A 24783-nucleotide genomic window follows, 5' to 3' on the forward strand; every position below is an offset into this window, starting at 1 on the left:
ATTTTTTCATCACTTAACGCGCTAAGCGCAAAGTGCCTTGTTGTACTCAGTACAACATCAATGTACTCAGTAAAACTATTATCACGATAAAAAATCATCTCCGCCGGAAGATGTAATCAGGTTGTGTTATTTGTCACAGAAAAGTATGAGGCAGTTTTAGTTTATGTGACGGGCATGCCGTAAATGAGCAGGCAGCGGGGAATCTCTGGCGCTGATTAACGGTAATCGTCAGGAGGGACGCTGATCGTCGCGAAAGGGAAGCAGAGGTTAAGTAACGCAGGCCTGCGGAGGACGGTTAACTTCCATGAGGGTGAGTCGGTGAACTGCTGCGGGGCTTATCACCCTCCAGCTGCTGCGCTGGCAGCGGCCAGAGAAACCGTGCAGCGTTAACTATGTGTTATCCCGCAGCCGCAAGCTGCTGTCCGTTTCCCGCAGCATTCAGGCTGTGCAGCCTAGCCCCCCTGCAGCCTGACGGCCACCGGCGTGGCGTTAAGCGATCAAGCTGATATCAAGGCGACAGGTCAGCCGCACGTCTTACCGCCCCTGCCGCTGACCGTCGGGTTCGCAACTGCCGCCAATCCCGGACAGACGTGCCAGTCCGCCCCTGCCGGCAGGCGGAGCCACCGGATTTTACAGCGTCTTAATGACCATGCCTGCCGCGGCCAGCATCATAATGAAACCGGCCGATCGGAAAAGGCGTCGTTGCGCTTTTTCGCTGGTGAGGAGGTGGCGTATTCTGAGCGCCGCCAGAATGAAAACTGCGCCAATACAGAGCAGGACAAATACGGTTAGTGGCACCAGCATTCCCCCCCACATCTGCAACGAGACATTATCCAGCGAGATCACCAGAGGTAATATCGCCATATAGAAAGCGATGGTCTTCGGATTGCCCAGCGTAATCGTCAGCCCGGAAAACCACGCCGATGCCAGTTCCCGTTTTGTCGCTTTCTGATTGATGTTTATCGCCTGCGGCTGGTGGCACCAGAACTGCCATGCCAGCACGCATAAATAGAGTGAAGCAGCCCAGTTAATCAGCGTAAAAATGGAGGTGTAGTTGTGCGCGATTACCGCCAGACCAAAGACGGCAATCGATAAATAGATCAAATCCCCAAGAATGAGGCCAGCCAGCATCGTAAAGCCGGTCATCAGACCGCCACTGACGCTACGGGCGACTAATGCGGTCATCCCCGGCCCCGGAATGGCGGCCGCGAGTCCCAATGCAGCCATGTAAGAGAGTATCTGAGCAGTTCCTGACATAGTGATTCCTGTCGAAAGAGAGGGCGAAAAGTTATTTCAGCGTATTGTTCATAGCGGACCGGCTTCCGGCGACGATAGCCCGGGCAAAAACCAGATCCTGCACGGCAAGCCCCACGGACTTAAACAGCGTTCTCTGTGACACAGGGAGGTCAGGACGATCGCCTGAGGTCAGCAGGGTGCCTATTTCCGTGCCTGAAGCGTCCTGAAGTAATAATCCTTGCTGTTTTGCCTTAAGTAGGCAGGAGGAGGCGTTCCAGACGGCCTCTCTGGAATCCAAATACAGATTGACCGCCGTGTAGATATCTGGCGCCACTTCCTGAAAGCCGGGGGCAGACGCCCCCACGGCATTGATATGACAGCGCGCAGGCAGATCGCTGGCGCGAAGAAACGGTGCTTTTGCCGCTGTCACCGTACAAATGATATCCGCCTGAGCGATGGCCTGAGCAGGCGTTTCCGCAACCGTAACGGGCAGCCCGGAATAGTGCTGACACCACGCTGCAAACTGCGCCGCGCCAGCCCGGCTTCTTCCCCAGACTGAGATATACGTGATTGCACGAACGGCCATGATCATCTGAACATGTTTTCGCGCCTGAACCCCTGTTCCCAGGATTGCCAGATGGCTTGCGTTCTGGTGAGCAAGCAGGTCCGTAGCCAGTGCAGATGCGGCGGCTGTGCGTAATTCTGTCACAGACGCGGCATCAACCAGCACGATATCGCCCTCATCAGTGGCATCGTAAAGCAGGATACACCCCTCATGGGACGTAGACTGATTGTGATGATTGAAATCGACTCTGACTGTTTTGAGCCCGAATCCCGCATAGGGGCCATCCTCAATGTAAGCGGGCATGGTGCCCATCAGGGAACCCTGCTCAGAAGCGATAACACTCCGCAAAGTCTGTTTAACTTTGCCCCTGCTCATCAGGGTAAACGCCTCCCGGCTCAACTGCAGGCATGTCGCAGACGATAAAATCTGCTCAACCTGCTCACGATGGATAAATTGCATGGTGAATGTCCGTGGTTATCGCGACGAAAAGGTCTGAAAATGCGGTTCGATTTGGGTATCTGCCATGCTGTTAAGCAGCGTTGACATGGTTTTCTGGGCGACCCCAAGCACCACATCCAGCGCATTTTGCTGGCTGTACCCTGCAGCCAGAAGCGCCTTAACCGCGTTGTGCGATATCTGACCCTGAGCCAGAGCAACGTCGCGGGTAAAGTGGTATAACGCAGCCAGCTTCGCCGGCAGGGCTTCAGGTTGCTCAGTCAGCCTGCTCAGGATGTCGGCCGATACACCTTTATGCTGCGCAATCCAGCTATGCGCCTGAACCGTATAGGCGCACTGATTGAGCAGCCCTGTGGTGATCCAGACAACGGCCCGCTCCTCTTCTGTCAGCGAGCACTGAGAGAAGGCGTCATGGGCGAACTGGTAAGAAGCGAGCAGTGCGGGCGACTCTGCCATGAACGCACTTTGCCAGGGAATCCAGCCGAAACCGTCAATGGAGCTTTGCAGCAAAGGGCGGCTGGCAGCGGGTGCACTTTCAAGTGTGTGCATTTTAAACATTGTCATTTTTTATCCTTTACGAATCGTTGAGGCGAAAACAGACCAGAGCATATGTATCGGGCGGGTGCGCGAAATAAAATTAAGGTTATGCAGTCTGGCGGCAATTTCTGTTGTTAACGCAATATCCACTTCACCGCAGGCCACCGCCTGTGCTGCCGCGCTGGTAGAAGACATCTCAACAATCTTTGTAATACGTAATCCGGCCGGGAGTAATTCGGCAATCAATGGAACAGGCGCCGGATGAGAGGCAACCGTCAAAGGCCTGTCCGGTAAAACCCTGTTAGCAACCAGCCCATAAAGAGGCGTGTCATAAAGGAATGTTGCTAAGAGTTTCAGACGGGTGTCCATATAAAAATCGTTAATTTTAGGGTACGCATTGGCGACAATTAATAACCCGTTCTCTTCATCAATATTTTTTCTTGCCAGTTCATAGGAGTCATCAAGATGAATCGTATGAGAGCTGTCAGAATAATGATCACCCATCCAGCGATGGAAAAATTGTGAGGCATATTCGCTGCTTGTTCCTGAAGGGCCTAAAGTATGAATGGGATAATTCACAACATGCGTTAAGCCCATATCCATAAAATGATGGCGCATCTTTTCACCTAAATTAATGAATTAACAGACAGGGGTCAGCCAGTGATTAAAGGCAGTTAACTGACCGCGGACTAACTTTTCATACAGACCTTTAACAGACAGGGAAATACTTTTCTCATCCATGCTATTCAGCTTGCGATGGTCGATCTGAATGACAGGCGATATTTCGACGCCCGTGCCTGTTAAAAAACATTCGTCCGCCGTCAGGAGTTCTGAAGGCAATATATCCCGTTGCTCGACACGCAGATCAAGGCAGGTTGTAGCCAGTTCAATGACGGTGCTGCGGGTAATACCCTCCAGAATATGAGCGGTAACCGGCGGAGTAATGAGCGTCCTGTTTTTCACAATAAACACGTTGGATGTGGTCGCTTCGGCAACGTAACCGTGGTGGTTAAGCATTATGGCGTCATCATATCCGCCACGATGAGCCGCCTCCATTGCCAGAGCCGAATTGACGTAGCTGCCGGTAATTTTAGCCCGCGCGGGAATAGAATTATCGGCAATGCGACGCCAGCCTGAAACCGTGCACTTCACCCCCCCCTGCTTTATATAGGCGCGCATATTCAGACTATTAACCGAAAGCCCGCTACTGACGCCGGAGAGCTTTACGCCAAATCCGGTGCCAGGTAAAAGATGACGTTTATATGCTATCGGTCGGATATAGCAGTCGTCTTCGACATCATTTTTTTTCAGAAGCGCCAGCGTTAACGCCTTTAACGCCTGAGGTTCGGGTAGATCATCAATCAGCAGTAATAAGGCTGACTGAATCAGCCGGTTAATATGATCGTCCAGACGGAACACATTAACGGTGTTATCAGCATGATGCGCGTAACCACGAATACCTTCGAACACAGCGGTGCCATAATTGAAGGCCTGGGTGGTAACCGGTAACAGCGCGCTATCGGCGGTAATAAACTCGCCGTTGAGGTAGCTCCATAGATGGTGAGGCGACCGGGTTTCATCACGTTTATCAGCGTCACTGATTGTCATCATTCAAATCCCCGATTAATCAGCGCAAGTGCCGCGTCACGATCGCTGTTATCTGCCGCCGGACGCAGGTCATGAATACGTGCCGCTTTCCAGCTCACCATTGCAGAGGTGCCGGTTACGCGACTGGTTTCGCCATCAATCAGGTGAATGCTGACACCGGCAATGTTCTGTTCAATATGCCGTTTGACGTTGCTGAGTAACGAAGAAACATCGGCTTGCCGGTTAAACATCTCCACCGTGATGTTGAGCACATCTCTCCCTTCGCGGTTGTCAATCTGGATAGCGTAATCCAGACAGCCTTCCAGTTTTTCAAGAAGCGCGGCTTCAAGGTCCCAGGCACAGTAAGCCTGCCCGTTGAGCGTCAGGACATCGCGAACACGACCAATCGGCACAATTTTCTGGCTGCCATCCGGCATCAAGGTTGACCGTACCATGTCACCGGTACGGTAACGGATTAGCGGTTTCTGGCCCTTATAGAGATGCGTGATGACTAACTCACCTACCCCCTGTCCCGTGGTGATGTCACAGGCTGCGCCACTGAAAGGGTTGATAATCTCGTAGTAGTTGTTCAGCGGGACGGTGTAGAGGTGACTATCCTGTGCGCACACGGCAAGAATAGAAGACTCCTGTGAGGCATACATACAGCTATAGACTTTTGCCCCCCAGATCTCACCTATGTTTCTTAACAGAGGTGGCGTGGTCAATTCACCCACGGTAAGAATCAGCTTCACGCTGGTTGCCGATGGGTCCCCGCCCGAATCTTTAATGAAACGCGCTACAGCAATCGCCACGGCGGGCGTACAGACCAGTGCGGTTATCTGCAGTTCATTAATTAATGCCATTACCCGCTTCATTCCCACGACGGGCGAACGCGGCCACATTTTGACGACGCTGTAACCCAGACTGCGGAATACATCCTCGAAGGTATCCCCGGTCGAATGAAGTTCTGTTGGCCCCATGACGCCCACCACATGATGGGGCGCAATTTGCTCAAAGATATTACGGTAATGAATAATCAGAGGCGTATTATTATGCACCGAATCGGTTTCATTACGCGGGCACGGCGTCGGCTTCCCCGTTGTGCCTGTCGTTTCGTAATAAATCCAGCTCTGATGAAGGGGGGCAGATGCCAGCGCTGCGCCTTGCATTCTCAGATCATCTTTAGTCGTGAACGGAAGAGACGTGAGACCAGCGGTAGTTAATGATTCAATATCGGAAGACGTTAAACCTTTAAAATGCTCGCGATAAAAGGGTGAATGCTCTGCAACATATTTCACCACTTCTCGCAGTTTATTATTCTGATGAAGACCAAGCTCATTCAGGCTGATATTACCCGCATGGAAGGCGCTATGCAGATAATAAACCTCCTTCGCCTGCGCGATGACTCGTTCTTTAAAAATAGCGTACATCTTCTCTTCCTTAGTCAGGATAAATTAAAATAAAAACAGGCAGGCATGCAGGGTGAGATCGCTATGCGATCGGCTGCTTAACGCGCTTTAAGATGATTTATTTGTAGAGCGGCAGATTCCCTGTCATTCGGGTCAGCTTCTTTTTAGGCCCGATAATGCCAATGGCGACCAGCTCAATATTCTCGCTTTTCACAGACGAAATTCTTTCGCCATACTCTTCATAGGTTTTACACGACTGTGCCAGTGCGCTGAATGGCATGACATACATCTCATCATCACTTTCAGCACTGGCTTGTAATTCATGCAGATAATCACCTGAAGCTAGTAGTACCGGGAGAGGCGCGTAAATAACACCGGGGTAATTGACTTCATCGAGGCTTTGCATATCAGGTCCAACGAGATTATCGACCGTGCGTCCAAAACTGATTCCGATAACGCTTGCTGCGTTCATGGCAAGACCGGCCGGGAGATCTTTATCAATAATAATCGTACAGCGATGCTGACTGGCGTCGAACTTCATCGTAATTCCTCACTTCTCTGGAATGGATCTTAATGTGCGTGCGAAAGCGTATTCAGTACAGAGAGCAAACCACGGTTTAATGTAAAGTCGCCGGGAAATTCAATATCAACCACCTTCCAGTCCGCAATATATTTCCATTTGGCGACGCCTTTCTGATGGTCAGGGTGGATAATATAGGCGTTCAAATCTTCGCGGTTCTCAAACAGGCCAATTACGACAAAATCCGCTGCGATGTCGCGTCGGGTGATATTCCTGCCACAGCTCCAACCTTTTATTTCATTAATATGATCCGGGTGAGCACGCGTGGCTCTCTCTGCATCAATAGTCTCCAGGGATGACCAACTCCACGGACTTTTCAGCGTAAACATGACGATGTGCATTAACATAGGATCCGTTCATTCCTTGTTCCGTTGATAATATTCATTAGAAAGATGAATGTATTATGCCGTAGCGGGGCAGAAAATTGTTACCTATATCATTTACCCGATGCGGATAATTAGGTAAAAATAACCCTCTAAAGCCTCTCTGTAGAAAGGAGTTTTCCCGCATGGCCCTTAGCCCGACAGATATGAAAATACTTGAAATCCTGCAGGATGATGCGCGCGTGACGAACCAGGTGCTGGCAGAGAAAATAAGCCTTTCAGCCTCGCCGTGCTGGCGCAAAGTCCGCAAGCTGGAAGAAGATGAAGTCATTCAGGGCTACCGTGCTGTACTTGACCGCAAAAAAATTGGTCTTGGCGTGATGGTTTTCATCCGGGTCGTCATTGACAGTCACAGCGAAGCCGAGGCCCGAAAATTTGAAGAGGAAGTGACTGCGCTGGAGGATGTGGTGGCCTGCTACAGTATCGGTGGCGATGCTGACTTCCTCCTGCAGGTGGTGGCGTCAGATCTCGACTCCTACGCCGATTTTGCCATGTCCGTGGTACGCCGGTTACCCGGCATCAAAGAGATGCAGAGCATGTTTGTGCTGAAGGAGATCAAACCACTCGTGACTTATCCTATTAAGAAAATGCCTGAATAGATGATGACACCGGCCTCGCTGAGGATGGCGGTTTCAGGCCGGGCCCTTTTGCCGGTCGGCCATCGCCGGTTAAGCGGGCGTCCGCTGTCTGCGGCATCAGGGCATTGCCTCCCGGTTACTCAGCTGAGCATCGGGCAGTCAATTGACCTGCCCGCCAGAAAACCTGCCAGGGTGAATCCACATTTCCTGCCCGCAGGCACTGCTCCTGCAAAGCCTGTGCAACGAAGATCCCGTCAGTCAAGCCCGTCATCGCTGCTAATCCTAAATTTCGCATCTATAATTCAGTGACTCAGGCCCAGGCATCGCATCCGGCTGACCCGCTAAGCCGCGTTTGAGTGCCTGAACGTCAACGTGTCAGCGAACAAACGCCATTCCATCCTGCACGATGCCTGCCGGGTTAACGATGCCCATTACTGACTGAATTAAGGAAGCCTCATGATCTTTTCTCTCAAAAATCAGGTTGCGCTGGTCACCGGCGCCAGCTCAGGTCTCGGCTATGCCTGTGCTGAAGCTCTCGCCAGAGAAGGTGCCTGTGTGGTGGTTAACTACCACAGTCAGGCGGAACCGGCAGAGAAACTGGTTGAAAACATCCGTGCAGACGGTGGACGTGCCATCGCAGTTAAAGGAGATGTATCGAAAGAAGCGGACGTGCAGAACCTTTTCGACCAGACGATTGCTGAATTTGGCAGACTGGATATCCTGGTCGCAAACTCAGGGCTTCAGAAGGATGCGCCCTCCATTGAGATGACGCTTGAGGACTGGAACACCGTTATTAACGTCAACCTCACCGGCCAGTTCCTGTGCGCGCGCGCTGCGTTGCGACAGTTCCGCAGCCAGGAGCACCGCCCTCACCTCAGCCGCGCGGTGGGAAAAATTATTCATATGAGTTCGGTTCATCAGCTTATTCCCTGGGCCGGACACGTCAACTATGCCGCGTCAAAAGGCGGGGTTGATTTGCTGATGAAAAGCCTGGCACAGGAAGTGGGTGAAGATCGCATCCGCGTTAACTCCGTGGCCCCCGGCGCTATTGCCACGGCCATCAACGAGGAAGCGACTCAGGGCGAGGCAGGCAAAGAGTTATTGAAACTCATTCCTTACGGGCGCATCGGTGCAGCTGAAGACGTGGCGAATGCCGTCGTCTGGCTTGCCAGCGATTTATCTGACTACGTTCATGGGACAACGCTATTTATCGATGGCGGAATGAGCCTGTACCCTGGATTTCGCGACAACGGCTGACCGTGAGTCGCTGGTTCAGGAGATGGACGGCAGGTTTATATCCATCAGCCAGTACGAAATCCGGAACAGGAGGTCCTGATTTCGCACGCCTGCTGCTATAAATTACACGCCAGCAAGCTGAACACTCCCGTCAGTGCGTCGTGGCTTCATACCAGTGGAGCGGAAAAATAGGGACTCAATGTTCATCTTCATCCGGCGTAAGCAAACGCGTCCGGCAGACGTCCAGAATTTCGTCAGCGAGCCCGGAGTTGTCCGGACAGGCCCGCGAAAGCATTATCGCACCCACAAGATGCGCAAGGGTATTGATCAGTTCTGCGCGCGTTGCTTTTTCTGATTCCAGAATAGACAGTTGCCGTTCAAGCCCGGCCGCAAATGTCTCCTGAATGGATTCAGACTGACGGGCTGCATCAGTCCCCAGAGCCGACATGACACATCCCTTTCCTCTATCATCGCGATGCTGTCTGGAAAGATAGTATTCGATAAACGTTTCGCGACTCACACCCTGGGTTTTTTCTGCGGATTGCGCAAAACCGCAGCGCATCGCTTCGGCTAACAGATCAGCTTTAGACCCGAAATGCTTATAAAACCCGCCATGTGTTAATCCTGCGGCTGACATCAGTTCTGCAACGCCTACTCCATCATAACCACGCTCGCGAAAAAGCGCTGACGCGGTTTCAACGACCCGCAACCGGTTTTCACGAACCTGCTCTTTGGACACTTTCATATTTTACCTCCCGACACAGAGCCTGATTATACATTGATGATGATCATAATCAAACCAGTTGACATTAATGATTACGATCATCATCATTAAAAAAGTACTTTTGCCCGTTACTTCACCGAGGAATGATCATGACCAATGACGCGCTATTTCAAACTTATGAACTGGGGTCCATCACGCTGGCAAATCGCATAGTGATGGCTCCGCTGACGCGTAACCGGGCCGAAGCAGGACTGGTGCCGGGCGAACTGGCAGCGACTTACTACGCGCAACGTGCCACTGCAGGATTACTGATAACCGAAGCCACGCAGATTTCTGAGCAGGCGCAGGGCTATCAGGATACGCCTGGCATCTACACCCAGGCGCAGATTGACGGCTGGCGGAAAGTGACTGACGCAGTGCATGCGAAAGGTGGGCGCATATTTGTACAGCTATGGCACGTGGGTAGGATTTCACACGTCGATTTACAGCCCGGCGGCGCTGCACCAGTCGCACCCTCGGCCATCCGCGCTGAAACTAAAACCTTTGTGAACAACGGATTCGCTGACGTCTCTGAACCCCGCGCCCTTGAACTGCATGAAATAAACGGGATTGTCGCTGACTTCAGACAGGCGTCGGCTAATGCCATTGCCGCCGGTTTTGATGGCGTAGAAATACATGGTGCGAATGGCTACCTGCTGGAACAGTTTCTGAAGGATGGTGCCAACCTGCGGACCGATGAATATGGCGGTTCTGTAGAGAATCGTGCGCGCCTGCTGCTGGAAGTCGTGCAGGCCGTCAAAGATGAGATCGGCGCAGAGCGTACGGGCGTTCGCATCTCACCTGTCTCTCCCGCCAATGCGATTTCATGCAGCGATCCACAGCCACAATATGACTATGTGGCAGACCAGCTTAATGCTTCAGGTATCGCCTATCTGCACGTCGTTGAAGGCGTAACGGGCGGTCCCCGTGATGCAACGCCGTTCGATTACACGTCGCTGCGGCGCCGCTTCAGAAACACCTATATCGCTAATAATGGCTATGACCTGGCACTGGCATCTGAGCATCTTGCACAGGATAAAGCCGATTTATTCGCGTTCGGCCGCCCCTTCATTTCTAACCCTGATTTAGTCGAAAGACTAAAAACGGGCGCGCCTCTGGCCCCTCTCAATCCTGAAACACTGTATGGCGGTGGAGCACAAGGCTATACCGATTATCCGTCACTAAACGATACCAGCGAATAAATTCCTGGGTGTGCTTAACATACTTCGCCGACGGCGATTCTTACCCACTAACAAAGAAGATAAAATGATGAAAAAACCTTCAGTTCTTATCACCGGGGCATCCGCAGGTATTGGTGCGGTCTATGCAGAACGGTTTGCCCGCCGTGGACATGACCTTGTTCTGGTTGCTCGCGATAAAACAAAACTGGAAGCCCTTGCGAAACGGCTGCGAGAGGAACACACCATTTCCGTGGATGTTCTGCCTGCCGATCTGACTCAAGCGGGTGATTTAACCACAGTAGAAGCGCGCCTGCGTGAAGATGCGGGGATAGGTATTCTTATCAATAACGCGGGTATCGCTCAGTCCGGCAGTTTTACCGAGCAAACGCCGGATTCCATGGAAAAGCTTATCGCCTTAAACGTAACCGCCCTGACGCGACTTGCCAGTGTTGCGGCTACCCGTTTTGCCGACGCCGGAGAAGGTTCAATCGTCAATATCAGTTCAATCGTTGGACTCGCCCCGGAATTTGCTATGACGGTCTACGGCGCAACCAAAGCCTTTGTTCTGTTCCTGTCTCAGGGAATGAACGTAGAGCTGTCATCAAAAGGGATTTATATCCAGGCGGTACTTCCGGCGGGGACTTACACCGAAATATGGAATCGCGCCGGTATCGACATCACTAACGCGCCGAAAATGATGGAAGTCGGCGAACTGGTTGACGCCGCTCTGGCAGGCTTTGACCGCCGCGAGCTCGTGACGATTCCGCCTTTGCATCATGCTGAGCGCTGGGATGTGCTGGATACCGCCCGTCAGGGTCTGCTGTCAGACATCAGACAGGATGAAGCAGCAGAACGCTACAAAACGTTGTAATAAAAGTCATTTCAGCGGAACCCTCCATCAGGGTTCTGCTGAGAGTGAAGCCAATGATTAATCTGCGGCTGCGTCTTTTTTCCTGCAGAAAAATCCAAACGCAAACTTAAGGTCATACTCATCATGACAACAATACGTGTAGCACTTGTGACTGGCGCATCTTCAGGAATTGGCGAAGCCTCTGCTAATAAACTTCTTGCGGCGGGTTATCGGGTCTATGGCACAAGCCGGCGTGGTCCGGCGGCAGGTGAACACGCTTTTCCCTTACTGCCACTGGATGTGACGGATGACGCGTCGGTTAAAGCTGCCATTGAGGCGTTAATCCAGCGGGAAGGCCGAATCGACCTTCTCGTGAACAACGCGGGCTTCGGGGTTTCTCCGGCAGCCGCAGAAGAGAGTTCTATTGAGCAGGCGCGGCAGATCTTCGACACCAATTTTATGGGTATTGTAAGAGTGACACGGGCCGTGCTGCCCCACATGCGCCATCAGGGCAGTGGGCGCATTATTAACATCGGTTCGATTCTCGGCATCGTGCCATTGCCCTATGTCGCCCTGTATGCCGCCAGTAAACATGCCGTAGAGGGTTACTCGGGCGCACTCGATCATGAACTGCGCACACAGGGTATCAGGGTCTCCGTCATCGAACCGGCATACATAAAAACGCAGTTTGAAGCTCACAATATAGAACCAGACGCAAAGCTTGAAGCGTACGAACTCATTCGGGCTAAGTTAACGAAGGTGGTCAGTAAGGCAATGGCTAAAGCAGAAAGCGCTGAGGTGGTGGCAGAGGTCGTGGTTAACGCGGCGCAGAGCGCACGGCCAAAAGTACGCTATACAGCAGGAACGCTGGCTGCAAAACTCAATTTTATCCGCCGTTTTGCGCCCGCTTCATTGCTCGACAAAGTTGTGCGAAACAGCCTTCAGCTTGATGCGAGAAATGAATGATGAAAACCCGAACGATGAAAGCTTTTACGTTTAAACGCTACGGAAAATCACCTGAAATGGGGTTTGAAGAGAGCGATTATCCTTCTCACGGCGCTGAAGACATTCTGGTGAAGGTGTATGCCGTAGGTCTGAATCCCATCGATAACATGATCCCTGCGGGAACGTTCAAGCCGGTTTTGCATTTTAAGCTGCCCGCTTCGCTCGGCAGCGATCTGGCGGGTGTGGTTGTCGCAACCGGGAGTCGCGTGACGCGCTTTAAGCCGGGTGATGAGGTTTACGCCAGCATTTTCGATACCGGTACGGGTTCTCTGGCCGAGTATGCGCGGGTTCATGAAAGTCACGCCGCAATAAAGCCAAAGAATCTGGATTTCGTTCAGGCGGCTTCGCTTCCGATGGTGAGTCTGACGTCATGGCAGGCATTCACAGAGAGAACCTCTCTGCAGGCGGGACAGAAGGTCTTCATTCCGGCAGGTTCAGGAGGCATCGGCAGCTTTGCGATCCAACTGGCGAAACATCTTGGCGCAAAGACAGGAACGACGACCAGTACGGCTAATGTGGAATGGGTCAGTCGGCTGGGTGCAGATGAAGTGGTTGACTATAAAAAACAGGAATTCGAACAGGTGCTGAGGGATTATGATGTTGTTCTCGGTACGCTCCGTGGGGATGCCATTGAGAAATCCACGCAGATCCTAAAACCCGGTGGGAAAATAGTCTCTCTGATTGGACCTTTAGACGCTGATTTCGCGCGAGCCAGACACCTGAACATCGTTCTGCGGTTAATATTGAGCCTGATGAGCCGTAAGATTGTGCGACTTACAAAAAAACGTGGCCTGCATTATTCCTTTCATTTTGTGCGTCCCGATGGCAATCAGCTCAGCCATATAGCCAGCCTGATTGAAGCGGAACACATTAAGCCGGTGATCGACAGAGTTTTCCCTTTCACCAAAACTCAGGAGGCGCTTGACTGGCTTCAACAAGGGCGTGCAAAAGGTAAAGTTGTGGTTAAGGTTCAGCAGGAATAGCCCCCGACTCTCATCGGGAGCGAAAGATCATTCTGTACGCTGGCGGCAGAGATTGGCATCAGGATTACGGGTCTGTGAGCGCACTCTCTGCCGGGCACCATCTCCCTCCGCTGTTCGTGCTGTGCTACTGTTGACGCATACCGGGTTTTGCTCAGAGGAGGGTGACATGTCTCCCTTTTATCAATTTAAGGCCGCCAGCCTCAATGGTGAGCTTATCTCAATGAACGACTTCGCAGGCAACGTGGTTCTGGTGGTGAATACCGCCAGCCATTGTGGATTCACGCCCCAATACGCAGGTCTTGAAGACCTCTACAAAAAGTATGCTGCTCAGGGACTGGTGGTGCTGGGATTCCCCTGCAATCAGTTCGGTAAACAGGAGCCCGGCGGAGCCGACGAGATCGCGCAGACATGCCACATCAACTATGGTGCGAGTTTCCCGATGTTCGGCAAGGTAGAGGTTAATGGCGCCGCAGCCCATCCGATTTTTCGGTACCTGAAAGAGGAATTGCCCGGCGTGCTGGGTGGGCGTATTAAATGGAACTTTACTAAGTTCCTTATCGGGCGCGACGGCAAACCGATCAAACGATTTGCCCCAACCACCACGCCCGGGAAAATGGAAGCCGCCATTATTGCTGCCCTTTAAGGGGCTGCATTAAAGGCATGCAGCCCTGAGTGAGCAAAGCGTTTATTGCAGCGGCTCTGCCAGCGTAATAATCCACAACTCGCTGTCCGATTCAGGTTTCTCTAAGGGTTTCAGGCCAATGGTCGTTGCCACGGGCTTATCATCAATCGTGAGCGTCCCCTGCCCGGTCACCTGATAATCTTTACGCTTCTTACCTTTAACCGGATTTTGCATGACCGCTTTCACGCCGAAGTCATTGTCATTGGCGATCGCGAGCGTTTTCCTGTCGATAAGCGCCAGTCCTTCAGCCTTCTCCTGCTGCCAGCCGAGTTGACGTAAATCGGCCACCAGGGTTTTATCGGCCAGCTTAATACCGCGCTGCGCCAGCGCTTTCTCGTCATTAAATTCCGGATAGTCGCCCGGCTTATCAAAGGCTGTAAGATCGGTAGCCGGGCTGAGATCGACCTTGTAGATAAGGTTGCGCATTGTGTCGTTTTTGTCGCTGCCTTGCTCAATCAACAGGATATGCTGATTGTCTATCGCCACAATATCGCCAATTTTTGCGTCACTGTTTTTACTGTAAACCCCACTGTCGATGGGGTAGCCATACATCGCGGTTTTCCCGGTCGCCGGATCAAAGCTCACCAGACGCGTAAATCGCGCCTGCTTTTTACTTTTACCGTCAATATCCAGCGTGCTTTGTACTGCGGCGATGATGCGCCCATCCGGCATGCGGGTGATCCCTTCAAAGCCGCGATTTGGCTGACGCCATTTGAGAATATTCGGCAGACCACCCGCCAGAGCTTTCTCTCCCTCTGCGGCCTGCGGTCCGTGAATGGCCAGAATAGTGCCACGCTCATCAACGTTAATCAGGAACGGGCCATATTCATCACAGAGCCAATACCCGCCCTTTCCATCGGGCGTAATGCCTTCTGTATCCAGACCGCGATTATCGCCATGCAGCACTTTCAACGTATCACTTAGCGCGATTTCATTAGTTGACCCGATGACGTCATTCTGTAACGGCAATCCATTAATACTGCCTTTATTGTCATGCAACGGTCGGGCATCCGTGGCCTGAGCTTTGCCGTTCTGAACCCGAATTCTCATCAGCAGTGGCGCGAAGTCTGGCGTGACAAAGATTTTTGACTCTTTCTTACCCACATCAGGCGAATCAGCATTCGGCCCGCGATCGGTGACCGTTTCAAATGTCAGCGCATCCCCTTCCTTGCCTGTAAATAACAAACCTGAGCCAATGCCCACTGGCAACCCCTGAGGAAATGCACTGGCGAACGCGCCGTTGTAACTGACACGCGTTCCTTCCGGAAAACTGACGATGTAGCGTTCCACCTGCGGCTGCGCCGCGAATGTGGATAAAGAGAGCACACAACTGGTAACCAGAGATATCGCTTTTATTTTCATATTTCTTAAATCCATGAAGGGAAACGCACAGCGTGAAGAATGAAAATGACAGGAAAATGAAATAACCTGGAAACATTCACGGCTAAAAGCTTGATTATTACACCGTTGAGAAGAGTGGCTGGAAAGGGAGGAGTGTATAGCTTCAATGAAAGCCGTTCACGGCAGCATACCCGTGACGCGAATCCGGCAGGCAGATTCGATAGCACACGACGGGCATGATATCGATCTGGCCTTCTTCCGGATAACAGGAGAGGACGGGCATAGTGTCTGACAGGAATGGGGTTAATCAGCCAGGCTTGACGGCGTTATGGCTACTGTGATGACACCGTAAGATGATTGTTCGCCGGAGCAGGAGAAATGGAGAATTCAGAGAGCGTTCCTCGCCAGCTTACTGATTGGCTAAGGCGCTGCTGACTCAAAAAACTGGTAAGAACCATCACGCCGTGCTTTGGCCTGATACATCGCCTTATCCGCATTTTCGAATAACATTTTGGCCGATACCGTACCGAAGCGGGCAAGACTGATACCGATCGCTGCGCCGATGCGCACATCCATATTATTGATAGCAAATGGCGCCTGCAGACTGTCAATAATACGCTGAGCAATAGCAGATGCGGTTTCGCGATTATGACACTTCGCTGCCACGACAAACTCATCGCCGCCCAGTCGCGCTACGGAATCTCCGGGACGCATGCAGCGTTGCAGCCGTTGACTCACCTGTTGCAATAGCGCATCGCCCGTCGCGTGCCCCATCAGATCATTTACCGCCTTAAAGCCGTTAAGATCAATAAACATCACTGTGGTGTAGGCCTGATCCTCCACCTGAGACAGCATGCCGCCCACTTTCTCAATGATCCAGGCACGGTTATGCAGGCCGGTCAGCGTGTCCAGGGTCGCCAGCTTCTCAAGATCACGCATCCGCTCTTTGTCTCGCGTGATGTCGCGCGACACCAGTACGGCACCAATGTTTTTTCCCGTATTAGGATTGGTGACGCCACAGGCTTTGGTGCCCAGATTGATGTAGTGACCGTCACGATGCAGTTTGCGCACTTCCACCACATCCGGCCATACTCCCCCGCTAAAGATGCATGAGAGTGTTTCAGTGGCAGCGTCATGATCGTCGGGATGCAGGAAATCCAGTACTAACCTGCCCACCACCTCTTCGGCGGTCCAGCCAATCATTTCGCTATAAGAGGGTGAGATCGACACGTAGCGGCCTTCCGCATCGCAATGGGCAATAAGATCGGTGCTGTTTTCAATTAACAGACGATATTCTGCCGCCGTGCGCAGCGCATCCTCCAGCGCTTTACGCTGTCCGGTGACATCAAGAATGAAGCCGTTATATTGCAGATGAGATCGCCCGGGCAGGGAATCCGGCAGGCCAGACAAAAGGACACGGCGCGTCTTACCGTCCAGACAGTGAATAGGCACTTCGATATGAAAAGGCGTGAGTTCTTCAAGCGCTGCAGTCAGTTTCTGCGCAACTTTCGCATCGTCGTCAGCCTGCGCCAGCCTCAGCCATGAACTCAGCGTCACGCCTTTCAGTTCAGGCATCATACCCGCCGGGCTTGCCTGACTGGTAATGCAGATACCCTGGGCGTCAGTAGACCAAACAGCGGTAAAAGAGGGTTTGATCATTGTGTTCATGGTGGCCGACTCCGATGTTGCTGACGATATTAACTGTGCGCAATACTCGTCGCTACACACCTGATTATAACCGTAAGTCCCCGCCTGCATCTAAAACAGGCCTGGGCACAGGTTTATCATTGCAAAAATACCCGCCATAAACACTGGCTTAAACCGGCGCCACTGCGGCTACCGTTTTTGAGTCACCCTTTCCCTATGAGTCTGCGCAAAACGTCCATGACAGTATGCAGTGTCAGAAGTATCAGCCTGAGTATATCGGCGCATCGGGACAGAATCTTTAGTCACATCCCTGATATATCAGGGATGTGAAACGCTGGAGGGACAGCTTAGTTGAAAACCTTTACGCCGCCAGCGCCGTCCCTTTCCTCCTGTAACAGGGATTAGTCACTCTGGCTGGCCCTTACGGCATTCACAACAGGAGATTGACGGTAATCTGAGACACTGTGCTGGCGCGCTGTGATTCTTTAATTTTATTGCTTATAGATGGATGTTTGTCAGAGAGTTTTATTTGCGCATGTCTGACTACCCGCATCCAGTCACGAAAACCAGCTTTCCGTCCGGATAAAAAATAACATGTGATTACATCGTGATGTGGGCACTTCATCTGAAATTCAGGTCTCATTTCAAAACGCCCTTCCCGATTCACGCCACGTTAAAAATCCTGTTAGGGAAATCTTTTTCATTCCTTCAGCTTAACATTTTCTTAAGATTAATCTCATAGAATCGCTGCGATATTAGCCCATGTTGGGCTTTTCCGGAGCACGACCTCATGCAAAATAACAACACAGCCTCTCACTCCCTAAGCAAAGTTCCGGCCGTCACCGCGGCTTTCTGGTTAATCAAAATTGCAGCGACAACCCTGGGTGAAACCGGTGGTGATGCAGTGACCATGTCGATGAATCTGGGTTATCTGACCGGGACACTGATATTTGCCATCATCTTCCTGGTCGCGGTGGTGGTGCAGATTAACCGTCACAACTTCAATAAATGGATTTACTGGTTCACCGTGGTCGCCACAACCACAGTTGGCACGACGATGGCAGACTTTGCCGATCGCTCGCTGAACATTGGCTATCCAGGGGGCACGCTGCTACTGAGCACACTACTGGTTCTCTCTCTGTTCCTGTGGAAAATCACCTGCGGCACAGTCGCAGTAAGCTCAGTCAACAATGGGGTCACGGAGTGTTTTTACTGGGTCACCATTATGTTCTCACAAACACTGGGCACAGCATTGGGTGACTGGACGGCAGACACCGAAGGGTTGGGTTACGATGGCGGGATCCTGCTGTTTGTTGGGGCACTTGCTATTATCTGGGCTGCCAGTCGCTTTACGTCACTTTCCCGCACAGCGCTTTTCTGGGCAGCCTTTATTCTGACCCGACCTTTAGGTGCCGTTGTTGGCGACTTTCTGGATAAACCCCTTGCCGCAGGTGGACTGGCGCTGAGTCGATACGGTGCCTCGCTGACGCTGGCACTGATCATTATCACCTGTATGGTCGTACTGCCACAGCGACCGGCGATAAAGACGGCAACCGAAAATTAAAAAGCGCGACCCTTAGACTTACAGGTCACGCTTTTACAGATGTCATCAGGGCCGCCAGCAATGGCGGCTTTTATATTTCTGGTGCGTCATGGTTCGCAGACAGCGAAATCAGACTGAGCGCTCAAAAGAGATATTATGACCCTCGGGCGCGGCGGAGGGCACCGGCAGACTCTCTGCTGGCTCCTGCATCTTTACCCGAAATGCGGTGTTACTGGCATCAAGAAAAACGGTTCTCAGATGACGATTACAGATAAACCATATTTCATCGCGGTCATTTGAAAGAATGTAGTAAGCATCTGAAGTTTCGGAGGGGTTAAAACAGCCCAGCGCCCGATAAGCCGTCTGGGGCGTAAAACCACTCGAAAGCGGCAGCGGCCTGGGGCCATGCGCTAACTCATCAATCCGAAGGTAAAGTCCCTGTTCGAGCCACAGCATAATGTCACTCCCTGAAGCCAATGAAATCGGGCTGAATGTATCGGAGTGCCTTAGCGCGAATCAGAATGCACGTCACGACAGCATCAGATAATCGGGCAATCTGTCCGACATTCAGAATAATTATCCTGATCTGAGCATAGCAGCGGTGCGTTCTTGTGCTTTTTTATCTTCAGGAATTGTCGGGTTACTCAAGCCGGCTGGCGATCAGCCGCAACTGTTCGGCAATCTGCTTTAAATCCCGCTGCTGCTGCCCGGCGCTACCGGTTGAACTGCGCACCACCAGTTTTGCTGGCAGAATGGAAGAGGAACGCTGATCATCCTCTTCACTGGCTAACAACAGACGCGAAACCGCTTCTTTACCCTGTAAATCCAGATCCAGCGATACCGTGGTTAACGCCGGATGGAAGAAGGCGCTTTCATAGGTATCGTCGTAGCCAATCACCGAAATTTGCCCTGGCACCGCCACGCCGCGCTGATGCAGTGCGCTCAGCACACCCAGCGCCATCTGGTCATTGCCCACGAGCAGCGCGCTGAATTCCGGCGCTTCCCGCAACAGTTGCAATACACCGTTATAACCACTCTGCGCATCCCAATTGCCGTGGCTGACACTGACCGGCTTCAGACGATAACTTTCCAGCGTATCCAGCCAGCTCTTCAACCGCAGATTGGCAGAGACCGACTGCTCAGGCCCGGCCAGCAGCGCGAATTCGCGATGCCCCTGCTCATACAAATATTTGACGCTGGCGCGAGTACCGTCAGCCGGGTTAAACGAAACGTTAAACACCGAACTGTAGGGATCAACATCCAGGAACAGACAGAGTATGTCCTGATTCTCTTCCACGACCTGTTCTGCGTCAGCACTCTCCAGCGGGACGTTGATAATGACTTTATCCACACGCTGAGACTTCAGTTCATTGATACAGTCCTGCAGGCTTTGGTTGACGTTCTCATCAATCATCGCAATCAGTACCTGATAGTCCGCAGCATTGGCATAACGTTTAACGGCGGCGGCCACCTGAGAAGGCGCATGCAGGGCGAGCGATGTTGTCACCAGACCAAGCGTGGTGCTCTGCTTACCCACCAGCTGCTGCGCCAGTCTGTTAGGCACGTAACGCAGGGTCTCAATGGAGTGCTCCACCTTGCGCCGCGTTGATTCCGAGACATTTGCCGACTTATTCAAAACCCGTGAAACCGTCTGATACGACACGCCAGCATGACGGGCGACATCCTCTAAGGTGGCATTTTTTGATTTCATAATTCGCATCCCTGATGACCGAAGTCGGCATGGTATCACAGCCGCAGTGACAGCCAGGCTGCCGCAGTCACATTGCGGAAATAAAAAGTAAAAGTAATACCTTCACATAGTAAAATTTGGTGATCCAATTCACTAATCGTTACAAATAGCGCCGCTTTATTTGCAGTGCGTCACACATTATCGCGATTTTATTTGTCACTCATCTGACAAAAGACGTTTACTGCCGCTGTCATGTGAACGTATTACAAATAAAAATTGAGGATAACATGGAAACAAGGTTACGTACTGCTGCTGTGGCGCTTGCTGCGGCCCTGACCTCCCCGACACTCTATGCCGCTATCGACAACATTGATTTCCATGGCTATCTGCGTGGTGGCGTGGGCGTATCGCAGGATGGCGGTATTGAAGAGTATCAAAAAAACAAGGTCGGCCGTCTTGGCAACGAAGCCGACACCTATGGCGAGGTTGAGCTGGGCAGCGAGGTCTACAAAAAGGACGACGTGAGTTTCTATGTCGACACCATGGTCAGCATGTTCTCCGACGGCTCAAACGATAACGAAACCACCTTCGGCGATGATGCGCAGTTTGGTTTACGTCAGTTGAACCTGCAGATAAAAGGACTGGTGCCGGGAGACAAAGATGCCGTGATCTGGGGCGGCAAACGCTACTACCAGCGTCACGATCTGCATATCATTGATACCAAATACTGGAATATTTCCGGTTCAGGTGCCGGTATCGAAAACTACACCCTGGGTCCGGGCGCTATCTCGTTTGCGTGGATTCGTGGCGACGCCAATGATGTGGATTACCGCGTGGATGGCGATAACGACGTCAACATTAACTACCTCGACCTTCGCTATGCCGGCTGGAAACCCTGGAGCGGTGCCTGGACCGAGTTTGGTGTTGACTACGCCATGCCGAACACCACGAACAAACAGAAAGAATATGGTGGCCTGTATGACGCGGATAACGGCGTTATGCTCACCAGTGAGATCAGTCAGGATATGTGGGGTGGCTATCAGAAACTGGTGTTCCAGTATGCCAACAAAGGCCTGGCACAAAACATGATCTCGCAGGGCGGCGGCTGGTATGACATGTGGAACGATACCAGCAATGCCACCGGCTATCGCGTGATCAATACCGGCCTGCTGCCGATAACCGATAAATTCTCCCTGAATCAGGTCTTCACCTGGGGCTCAGCCGATGATATCACCGCGCAGACAAGCAAAAGTACGCTGCTGTCGCTGGTGGGCCGTGGACAGTATCAGTTTACACAGTATGTCCGTGGTATCGGCGAAGTCGGCAGTTTCTGGCAGAAAGATGAGAATAAAGTGGGCAGCGACTATAAAGCGGCGGGACAGAAATATACGCTGGCGCTGGGCCTGGCAGCCGGTCCCGAATTTATGTCTCGTCCGGAGCTACGTCTGTTTGCTTCTTACCTGAATGATTCAGAAGACGGACACAGCTTCAAAGACAACACCAGTAACAACACCTGGAACTTCGGCGTACAGGTCGAAGCCTGGTGGTAACAGAGCAGTCTCCTCATTGTGATCATTGTTAAGCTCTTATGCAGGGGCTTATTTGGATAACCGGCGACGGTTATCCATTTTTTTGCATCATATTTTTACAGCGGTTTATTGCTCTGGCTTAAAGAAACGTTCTTCCAGCAACTGACGCAACTGGTCAGACTGCTTACCAAAGATTGCATGTACCTCATGCCCCAGGATCACCACGCCAATCGCCCCCGCTTTCTGTAATCCCGCCGTATCAACTGCCTTCAGCGACGTTACTTTTACCCGTAGCCGGGTTAAACAGGCGTCAACCTGCTGAATATTCTCACGCCCGCCAAAACAGTTCACCAGACGCTCCAGTAGTGCGCTGTCTACCTCAAGCTCTTCCACCGTCAGCGGCTGCCGACTGAAATATTGCTTAAACGATTTCAGACTCAACATGTTGTTCTCCTTCAGATAATAAAAAAGGCGGGCAATGGCCCGCCACTCACGACTGATTAATGAAAACGCGGGGGACATGCCTGGGAACGCTCACTGAATATACACGCTTCCTGCATCTATCCTGTTAGCAGCCTCTAAAAAACCGGCTCCCTATTAACAGTTAAATTCAGACCTTAGTACAGGCAAGGCCAAAACCATAAGCGATGGGAGCCAGTGCCTGTAGCAAAGCATCACGGGCCATGGAGAATAACGCCGGGAGCGTTTCTGAACAACGCAACGCTTTGGAGCGGTAACGGACGCACCTCAGGGATGAGGTGCGTAATAGCCTGTGTTGAGCGGACAGGGGCGGCATCTTTTGTGTCTTTGCCCAGGGCGCTGGTCCTCTGCGCCTGTGCTCAAACGGCCTGCCACCGCCACTAAATTTGCCCCTGACCGCTTACTGCCTCCGGTTATACCGCTCCCTGCGCCATAGGTCCGCTCAACACTCTGCACCCCCACGGCCCCAGCGTCAGCGATCCCCCAACACTCATGCCATCCACCAAATCACTCAGCCCGGCGGGCAACGACAGCTGCTGCGTCTGAGCGGTAAAGTTCTGCACAAACAGAAACGCCTGCTCACCGTCAGTTCGGCGCTGAACCACCACGCCCGGCGGCAACTCGCCCGCCAGTGCACGCGGTAAACCCAGTTGCTTAATCAATGCGCCATAAAAATCCCGATGGAATGACAGATCGTTACGCGATGCGATATACCAGGCTTTACCCTGACCGACCCGATTCATCGTCACCGCCGGGGTGCCGGCATAAAAGTCACTATCGTAACTGGCCAGCGCAGTCGCACCCTCCAGATGAATATGTTCACAAAGCTCTCTGGCCTGATAAGGTCCGCTCAACCCCAGCTCATTGCCGCGCACACCGCGCACGCCGTTAAACTCCTCGTCGGTCAGGCTGTCGATCTCTTCTGACCAGATACCGAGCAGCGGCCGCAATGGACCCGGGAAACCGCCTGGATAACAAAGGTCACTCTCATTGACGATGCCACTCCAGTAACTGGCCACGAAATGCCCGCCCCGATCAACATGCTGCTCTGCACGCGCCGCGAAACCATCGCGCACCATATAGAGCATTGGTGCAATCACCAGATCGTAACCACTGAAATCGCTGTCGCCATTAATCACATCTACCGCAACACCCTGCTCCCAGAACGCCCGATAATGCTCGTTTACCGTGCGCTCGTAATGCAGACCCAGATTGCGCGGCCCCTGCGCGTTGTCCATTGCCCAGCGACTTTCCCAGTCGAAAATAATGGCAACACGCGCCTCGACCCGGCTCCCCATTACAGGCGTCATAGCGGCCAGCATCCGGCCCAGTTCACTCACTTCACGACCGGTGCGCGTATCCAGATGACCGACATGATCGATAACTGCGCCATGAAACTTCTCGACCGAACCCCGGCTCTTGCGCCACTGGAAATATTGCACCGCGTCCGCACCGTGGGCGACCGCCTGCAGTGAAGAGAGAATATGCATACCCGGCTTCTTTAGCTTGCTGGTCGGCTGCCAGTTGGTCGCACCCGGTGTCGACTCCATCAGCACAAACGGCTTGCCCTGCTTGAGGGTGCGCATCAAATCGTGATACATCGCGGTATAGCAGGCGAGGGTGGTCTCATCTTTCTCGTTGTGCCACATCGGGTAGCTATCCCAGGAGATAAAATCGAGCGCCGGTGCCAGCTTCCAGTAATCGTAGTCGTAGAAATATTCCATAAAATTGGTGGTCGCAGGCAGATCGGGATTGGCCTGCTTCAGCGGTTTAATCTCCTCACGACAGAAGTCAGTCACCTGATCGGTCATAAACCGCCGCCAGTCCAGATTCAGGCCATGAATCGACATCTCACCCTGTGGCGCAGGCGACACAATCTGTGACCAGTCGCTGTACGTGTGACTCCAGAAGTCGCTCCACCAGGCCAGATTCAGCGCCTCCAGCGTCTCATAACGGCGCTGCAGCCAGCCGCGAAAGGCCTCCTGACAACGATCGCAGTGACATTCACCACCATATTCATTGGAAATGTGCCAGCCGATCACCGCCGGATGGTGCGCATAACGCGCCGCCAGCCTGCTGTTCATCGCCTGCACTTTCTGACGATAAACCGGCGAGGTCATGCAATGGTTATGGCGGCCGCCATGCAACGCCGGAACGCGATCGCGCCCTGTGCGCAGTACCTCAGGATAGGCCTGCGACATCCAGGCCGGACGTGCCCCGCTGGGTGTTGCAAGAAACACCGAAATGCCTTGCAGCCACAGCGTGTCGATGACCTCATCCAGCCAGCCAAATTCATAGCGGCCTTCTTCCGGCTCCAGCTTCGCCCAACTGAAAATACCCACCGACATGACGTTACAGTTCGCCTGCTTCATCATTTCAACGTCGTCATTAATGATACCCGGCTGATGCGCCCACTGTTCCGGATTGTAGTCAGCACCATGCAGCAGCCGGTTAACCCGGGCGCTGAGCGGGGGAAATTTATTCATACCTGTTCCTCAGAGGAAGACATTAGCGTTAGCGCT

The 24783-nt window shown here is 52.5% G+C and carries 24 protein-coding genes; 9 read left to right on the forward strand and 15 right to left on the reverse strand.

The features are described from left to right. Positions 1-630: 630 nt before the first annotated feature. The 8 genes from LQK91_RS14540 to LQK91_RS14575 all read right to left on the reverse strand — a co-directional run bounded on the left by LQK91_RS14540 (position 631) and on the right by LQK91_RS14575 (position 6717). On the reverse strand, positions 631-1257 hold the full coding sequence (locus tag LQK91_RS14540) for a LysE family translocator (protein WP_003851614.1): 627 nt from the start codon (positions 1255-1257) through the stop codon (positions 631-633). Positions 1258-1288: 31 nt separating this feature from the next. Next, positions 1289-2260 (reverse strand): ornithine cyclodeaminase family protein, encoded by a 972-nt coding sequence (locus tag LQK91_RS14545; protein WP_003851617.1) that lies wholly within the window; start codon positions 2258-2260, stop codon positions 1289-1291. Between the two features lie 15 nt (positions 2261-2275). Continuing rightward, positions 2276-2821: a carboxymuconolactone decarboxylase family protein gene (locus tag LQK91_RS14550; protein ID WP_003851618.1), complete on the reverse strand. Its 546-nt coding sequence runs from the start codon at positions 2819-2821 to the stop codon at positions 2276-2278. Positions 2822-2824: 3 nt separating this feature from the next. Beyond that, positions 2825-3412 carry a bacilysin biosynthesis protein BacA gene (locus LQK91_RS14555; RefSeq protein ID WP_105099669.1) on the reverse strand — a complete coding sequence of 196 codons (588 nt, stop codon included), beginning with the start codon at positions 3410-3412 and terminating at the stop codon, positions 2825-2827. A gap of 21 nt (positions 3413-3433) precedes the next feature. Then, entirely contained in the window at positions 3434-4405 is a 972-nt protein-coding gene (locus LQK91_RS14560; protein ID WP_003851622.1) for a branched-chain amino acid transaminase, read from the reverse strand. Next, complete coding sequence (locus tag LQK91_RS14565; protein WP_003851624.1) at positions 4402-5811, reverse strand: phenylacetate--CoA ligase family protein; 1410 nt, start codon at positions 5809-5811, stop codon at positions 4402-4404. Before LQK91_RS14565 ends, LQK91_RS14560 begins: the two co-directional genes overlap by 4 nt. Before the next feature lie 97 nt (positions 5812-5908). Next, positions 5909-6331, reverse strand: a complete 423-nt coding sequence (locus LQK91_RS14570; protein ID WP_003851626.1) for a DUF2000 domain-containing protein — start codon at positions 6329-6331, stop codon at positions 5909-5911. Between the two features lie 29 nt (positions 6332-6360). Beyond that, a complete protein-coding gene (locus LQK91_RS14575) occupies positions 6361-6717 on the reverse strand; it encodes a Dabb family protein (protein ID WP_003851627.1) in 357 nt (118 codons plus the stop codon). 161 nt (positions 6718-6878) lie between these two features. Between LQK91_RS14575 and LQK91_RS14580 the strand changes: the two genes are divergently transcribed. Beyond that, complete coding sequence (locus tag LQK91_RS14580; protein ID WP_003851630.1) at positions 6879-7352, forward strand: Lrp/AsnC family transcriptional regulator; 474 nt, start codon at positions 6879-6881, stop codon at positions 7350-7352. 435 nt (positions 7353-7787) lie between these two features. Then, entirely contained in the window at positions 7788-8588 is an 801-nt protein-coding gene (locus LQK91_RS14585) for an SDR family oxidoreductase (RefSeq protein WP_003851631.1), read from the forward strand. A gap of 175 nt (positions 8589-8763) precedes the next feature. Here LQK91_RS14585 and LQK91_RS14590 read toward each other — a convergent pair whose 3' ends face one another. Next, complete coding sequence (locus tag LQK91_RS14590; RefSeq protein WP_105099668.1) at positions 8764-9312, reverse strand: TetR/AcrR family transcriptional regulator; 549 nt, start codon at positions 9310-9312, stop codon at positions 8764-8766. A 128-nt stretch (positions 9313-9440) separates the two neighbouring features. On the opposite strand from LQK91_RS14590, the gene LQK91_RS14595 reads away from it, so the two are divergent. From LQK91_RS14595 to LQK91_RS14615, 5 genes are all read left to right on the forward strand, one after another. Then, positions 9441-10532, forward strand: coding sequence for an alkene reductase (locus tag LQK91_RS14595; RefSeq protein ID WP_105099667.1), 1092 nt, complete (start codon positions 9441-9443; stop codon positions 10530-10532). A 67-nt stretch (positions 10533-10599) separates the two neighbouring features. Next, positions 10600-11382, forward strand: coding sequence for an SDR family NAD(P)-dependent oxidoreductase (locus tag LQK91_RS14600; protein ID WP_033762532.1), 783 nt, complete (start codon positions 10600-10602; stop codon positions 11380-11382). 123 nt (positions 11383-11505) lie between these two features. Next, positions 11506-12327 (forward strand): oxidoreductase, encoded by an 822-nt coding sequence (locus LQK91_RS14605; RefSeq protein ID WP_105099666.1) that lies wholly within the window; start codon positions 11506-11508, stop codon positions 12325-12327. Then, positions 12327-13349, forward strand: a complete 1023-nt coding sequence (locus LQK91_RS14610; protein ID WP_105099665.1) for an NADP-dependent oxidoreductase — start codon at positions 12327-12329, stop codon at positions 13347-13349. Before LQK91_RS14605 ends, LQK91_RS14610 begins: the two co-directional genes overlap by 1 nt. Positions 13350-13515: 166 nt before the next feature. Beyond that, positions 13516-13992 (forward strand): glutathione peroxidase, encoded by a 477-nt coding sequence (locus LQK91_RS14615; RefSeq protein WP_008924774.1) that lies wholly within the window; start codon positions 13516-13518, stop codon positions 13990-13992. Between the two features lie 42 nt (positions 13993-14034). On the opposite strand, the gene LQK91_RS14620 is transcribed toward LQK91_RS14615, so the two are convergent. Further along, entirely contained in the window at positions 14035-15393 is a 1359-nt protein-coding gene (locus LQK91_RS14620) for an esterase-like activity of phytase family protein (RefSeq protein WP_128755145.1), read from the reverse strand. Positions 15394-15792: 399 nt separating this feature from the next. After that, a complete protein-coding gene (locus LQK91_RS14625; protein WP_033762496.1) occupies positions 15793-17040 on the reverse strand; it encodes a sensor domain-containing diguanylate cyclase in 1248 nt (415 codons plus the stop codon). 769 nt (positions 17041-17809) lie between these two features. Here LQK91_RS14625 and LQK91_RS14630 point away from each other — a divergent pair. Then, positions 17810-18583, forward strand: a complete 774-nt coding sequence (locus LQK91_RS14630; RefSeq protein ID WP_003851656.1) for a COG4705 family protein — start codon at positions 17810-17812, stop codon at positions 18581-18583. 108 nt (positions 18584-18691) lie between these two features. Here the strand turns inward: LQK91_RS14630 and LQK91_RS14635 are convergent, their stop codons facing one another. Together LQK91_RS14635 and LQK91_RS14640 are read right to left on the reverse strand one after the other, a co-directional pair. Then, entirely contained in the window at positions 18692-19018 is a 327-nt protein-coding gene (locus tag LQK91_RS14635) for a hypothetical protein (RefSeq protein WP_105099663.1), read from the reverse strand. Between the two features lie 184 nt (positions 19019-19202). Beyond that, positions 19203-20273: a LacI family DNA-binding transcriptional regulator gene (locus LQK91_RS14640; RefSeq protein WP_003851659.1), complete on the reverse strand. Its 1071-nt coding sequence runs from the start codon at positions 20271-20273 to the stop codon at positions 19203-19205. A 266-nt stretch (positions 20274-20539) separates the two neighbouring features. Between LQK91_RS14640 and LQK91_RS14645 the strand changes: the two genes are divergently transcribed. Beyond that, positions 20540-21802 (forward strand): maltoporin, encoded by a 1263-nt coding sequence (locus LQK91_RS14645; protein WP_003851661.1) that lies wholly within the window; start codon positions 20540-20542, stop codon positions 21800-21802. Positions 21803-21907: 105 nt separating this feature from the next. Here LQK91_RS14645 and LQK91_RS14650 read toward each other — a convergent pair whose 3' ends face one another. Next, positions 21908-22225: a glucose PTS transporter subunit EIIB gene (locus LQK91_RS14650; protein ID WP_003851663.1), complete on the reverse strand. Its 318-nt coding sequence runs from the start codon at positions 22223-22225 to the stop codon at positions 21908-21910. A 449-nt stretch (positions 22226-22674) separates the two neighbouring features. Further along, positions 22675-24747, reverse strand: a complete 2073-nt coding sequence (locus LQK91_RS14655; protein ID WP_105099662.1) for a beta-galactosidase — start codon at positions 24745-24747, stop codon at positions 22675-22677. Positions 24748-24783: the final 36 nt, after the last annotated feature.

The sequence above is a fragment of the Pantoea sp. MHSD4 genome, from assembly GCF_021043305.1.
Taxonomy (GTDB): Bacteria; Pseudomonadota; Gammaproteobacteria; order Enterobacterales; family Enterobacteriaceae; genus Pantoea; species Pantoea eucalypti.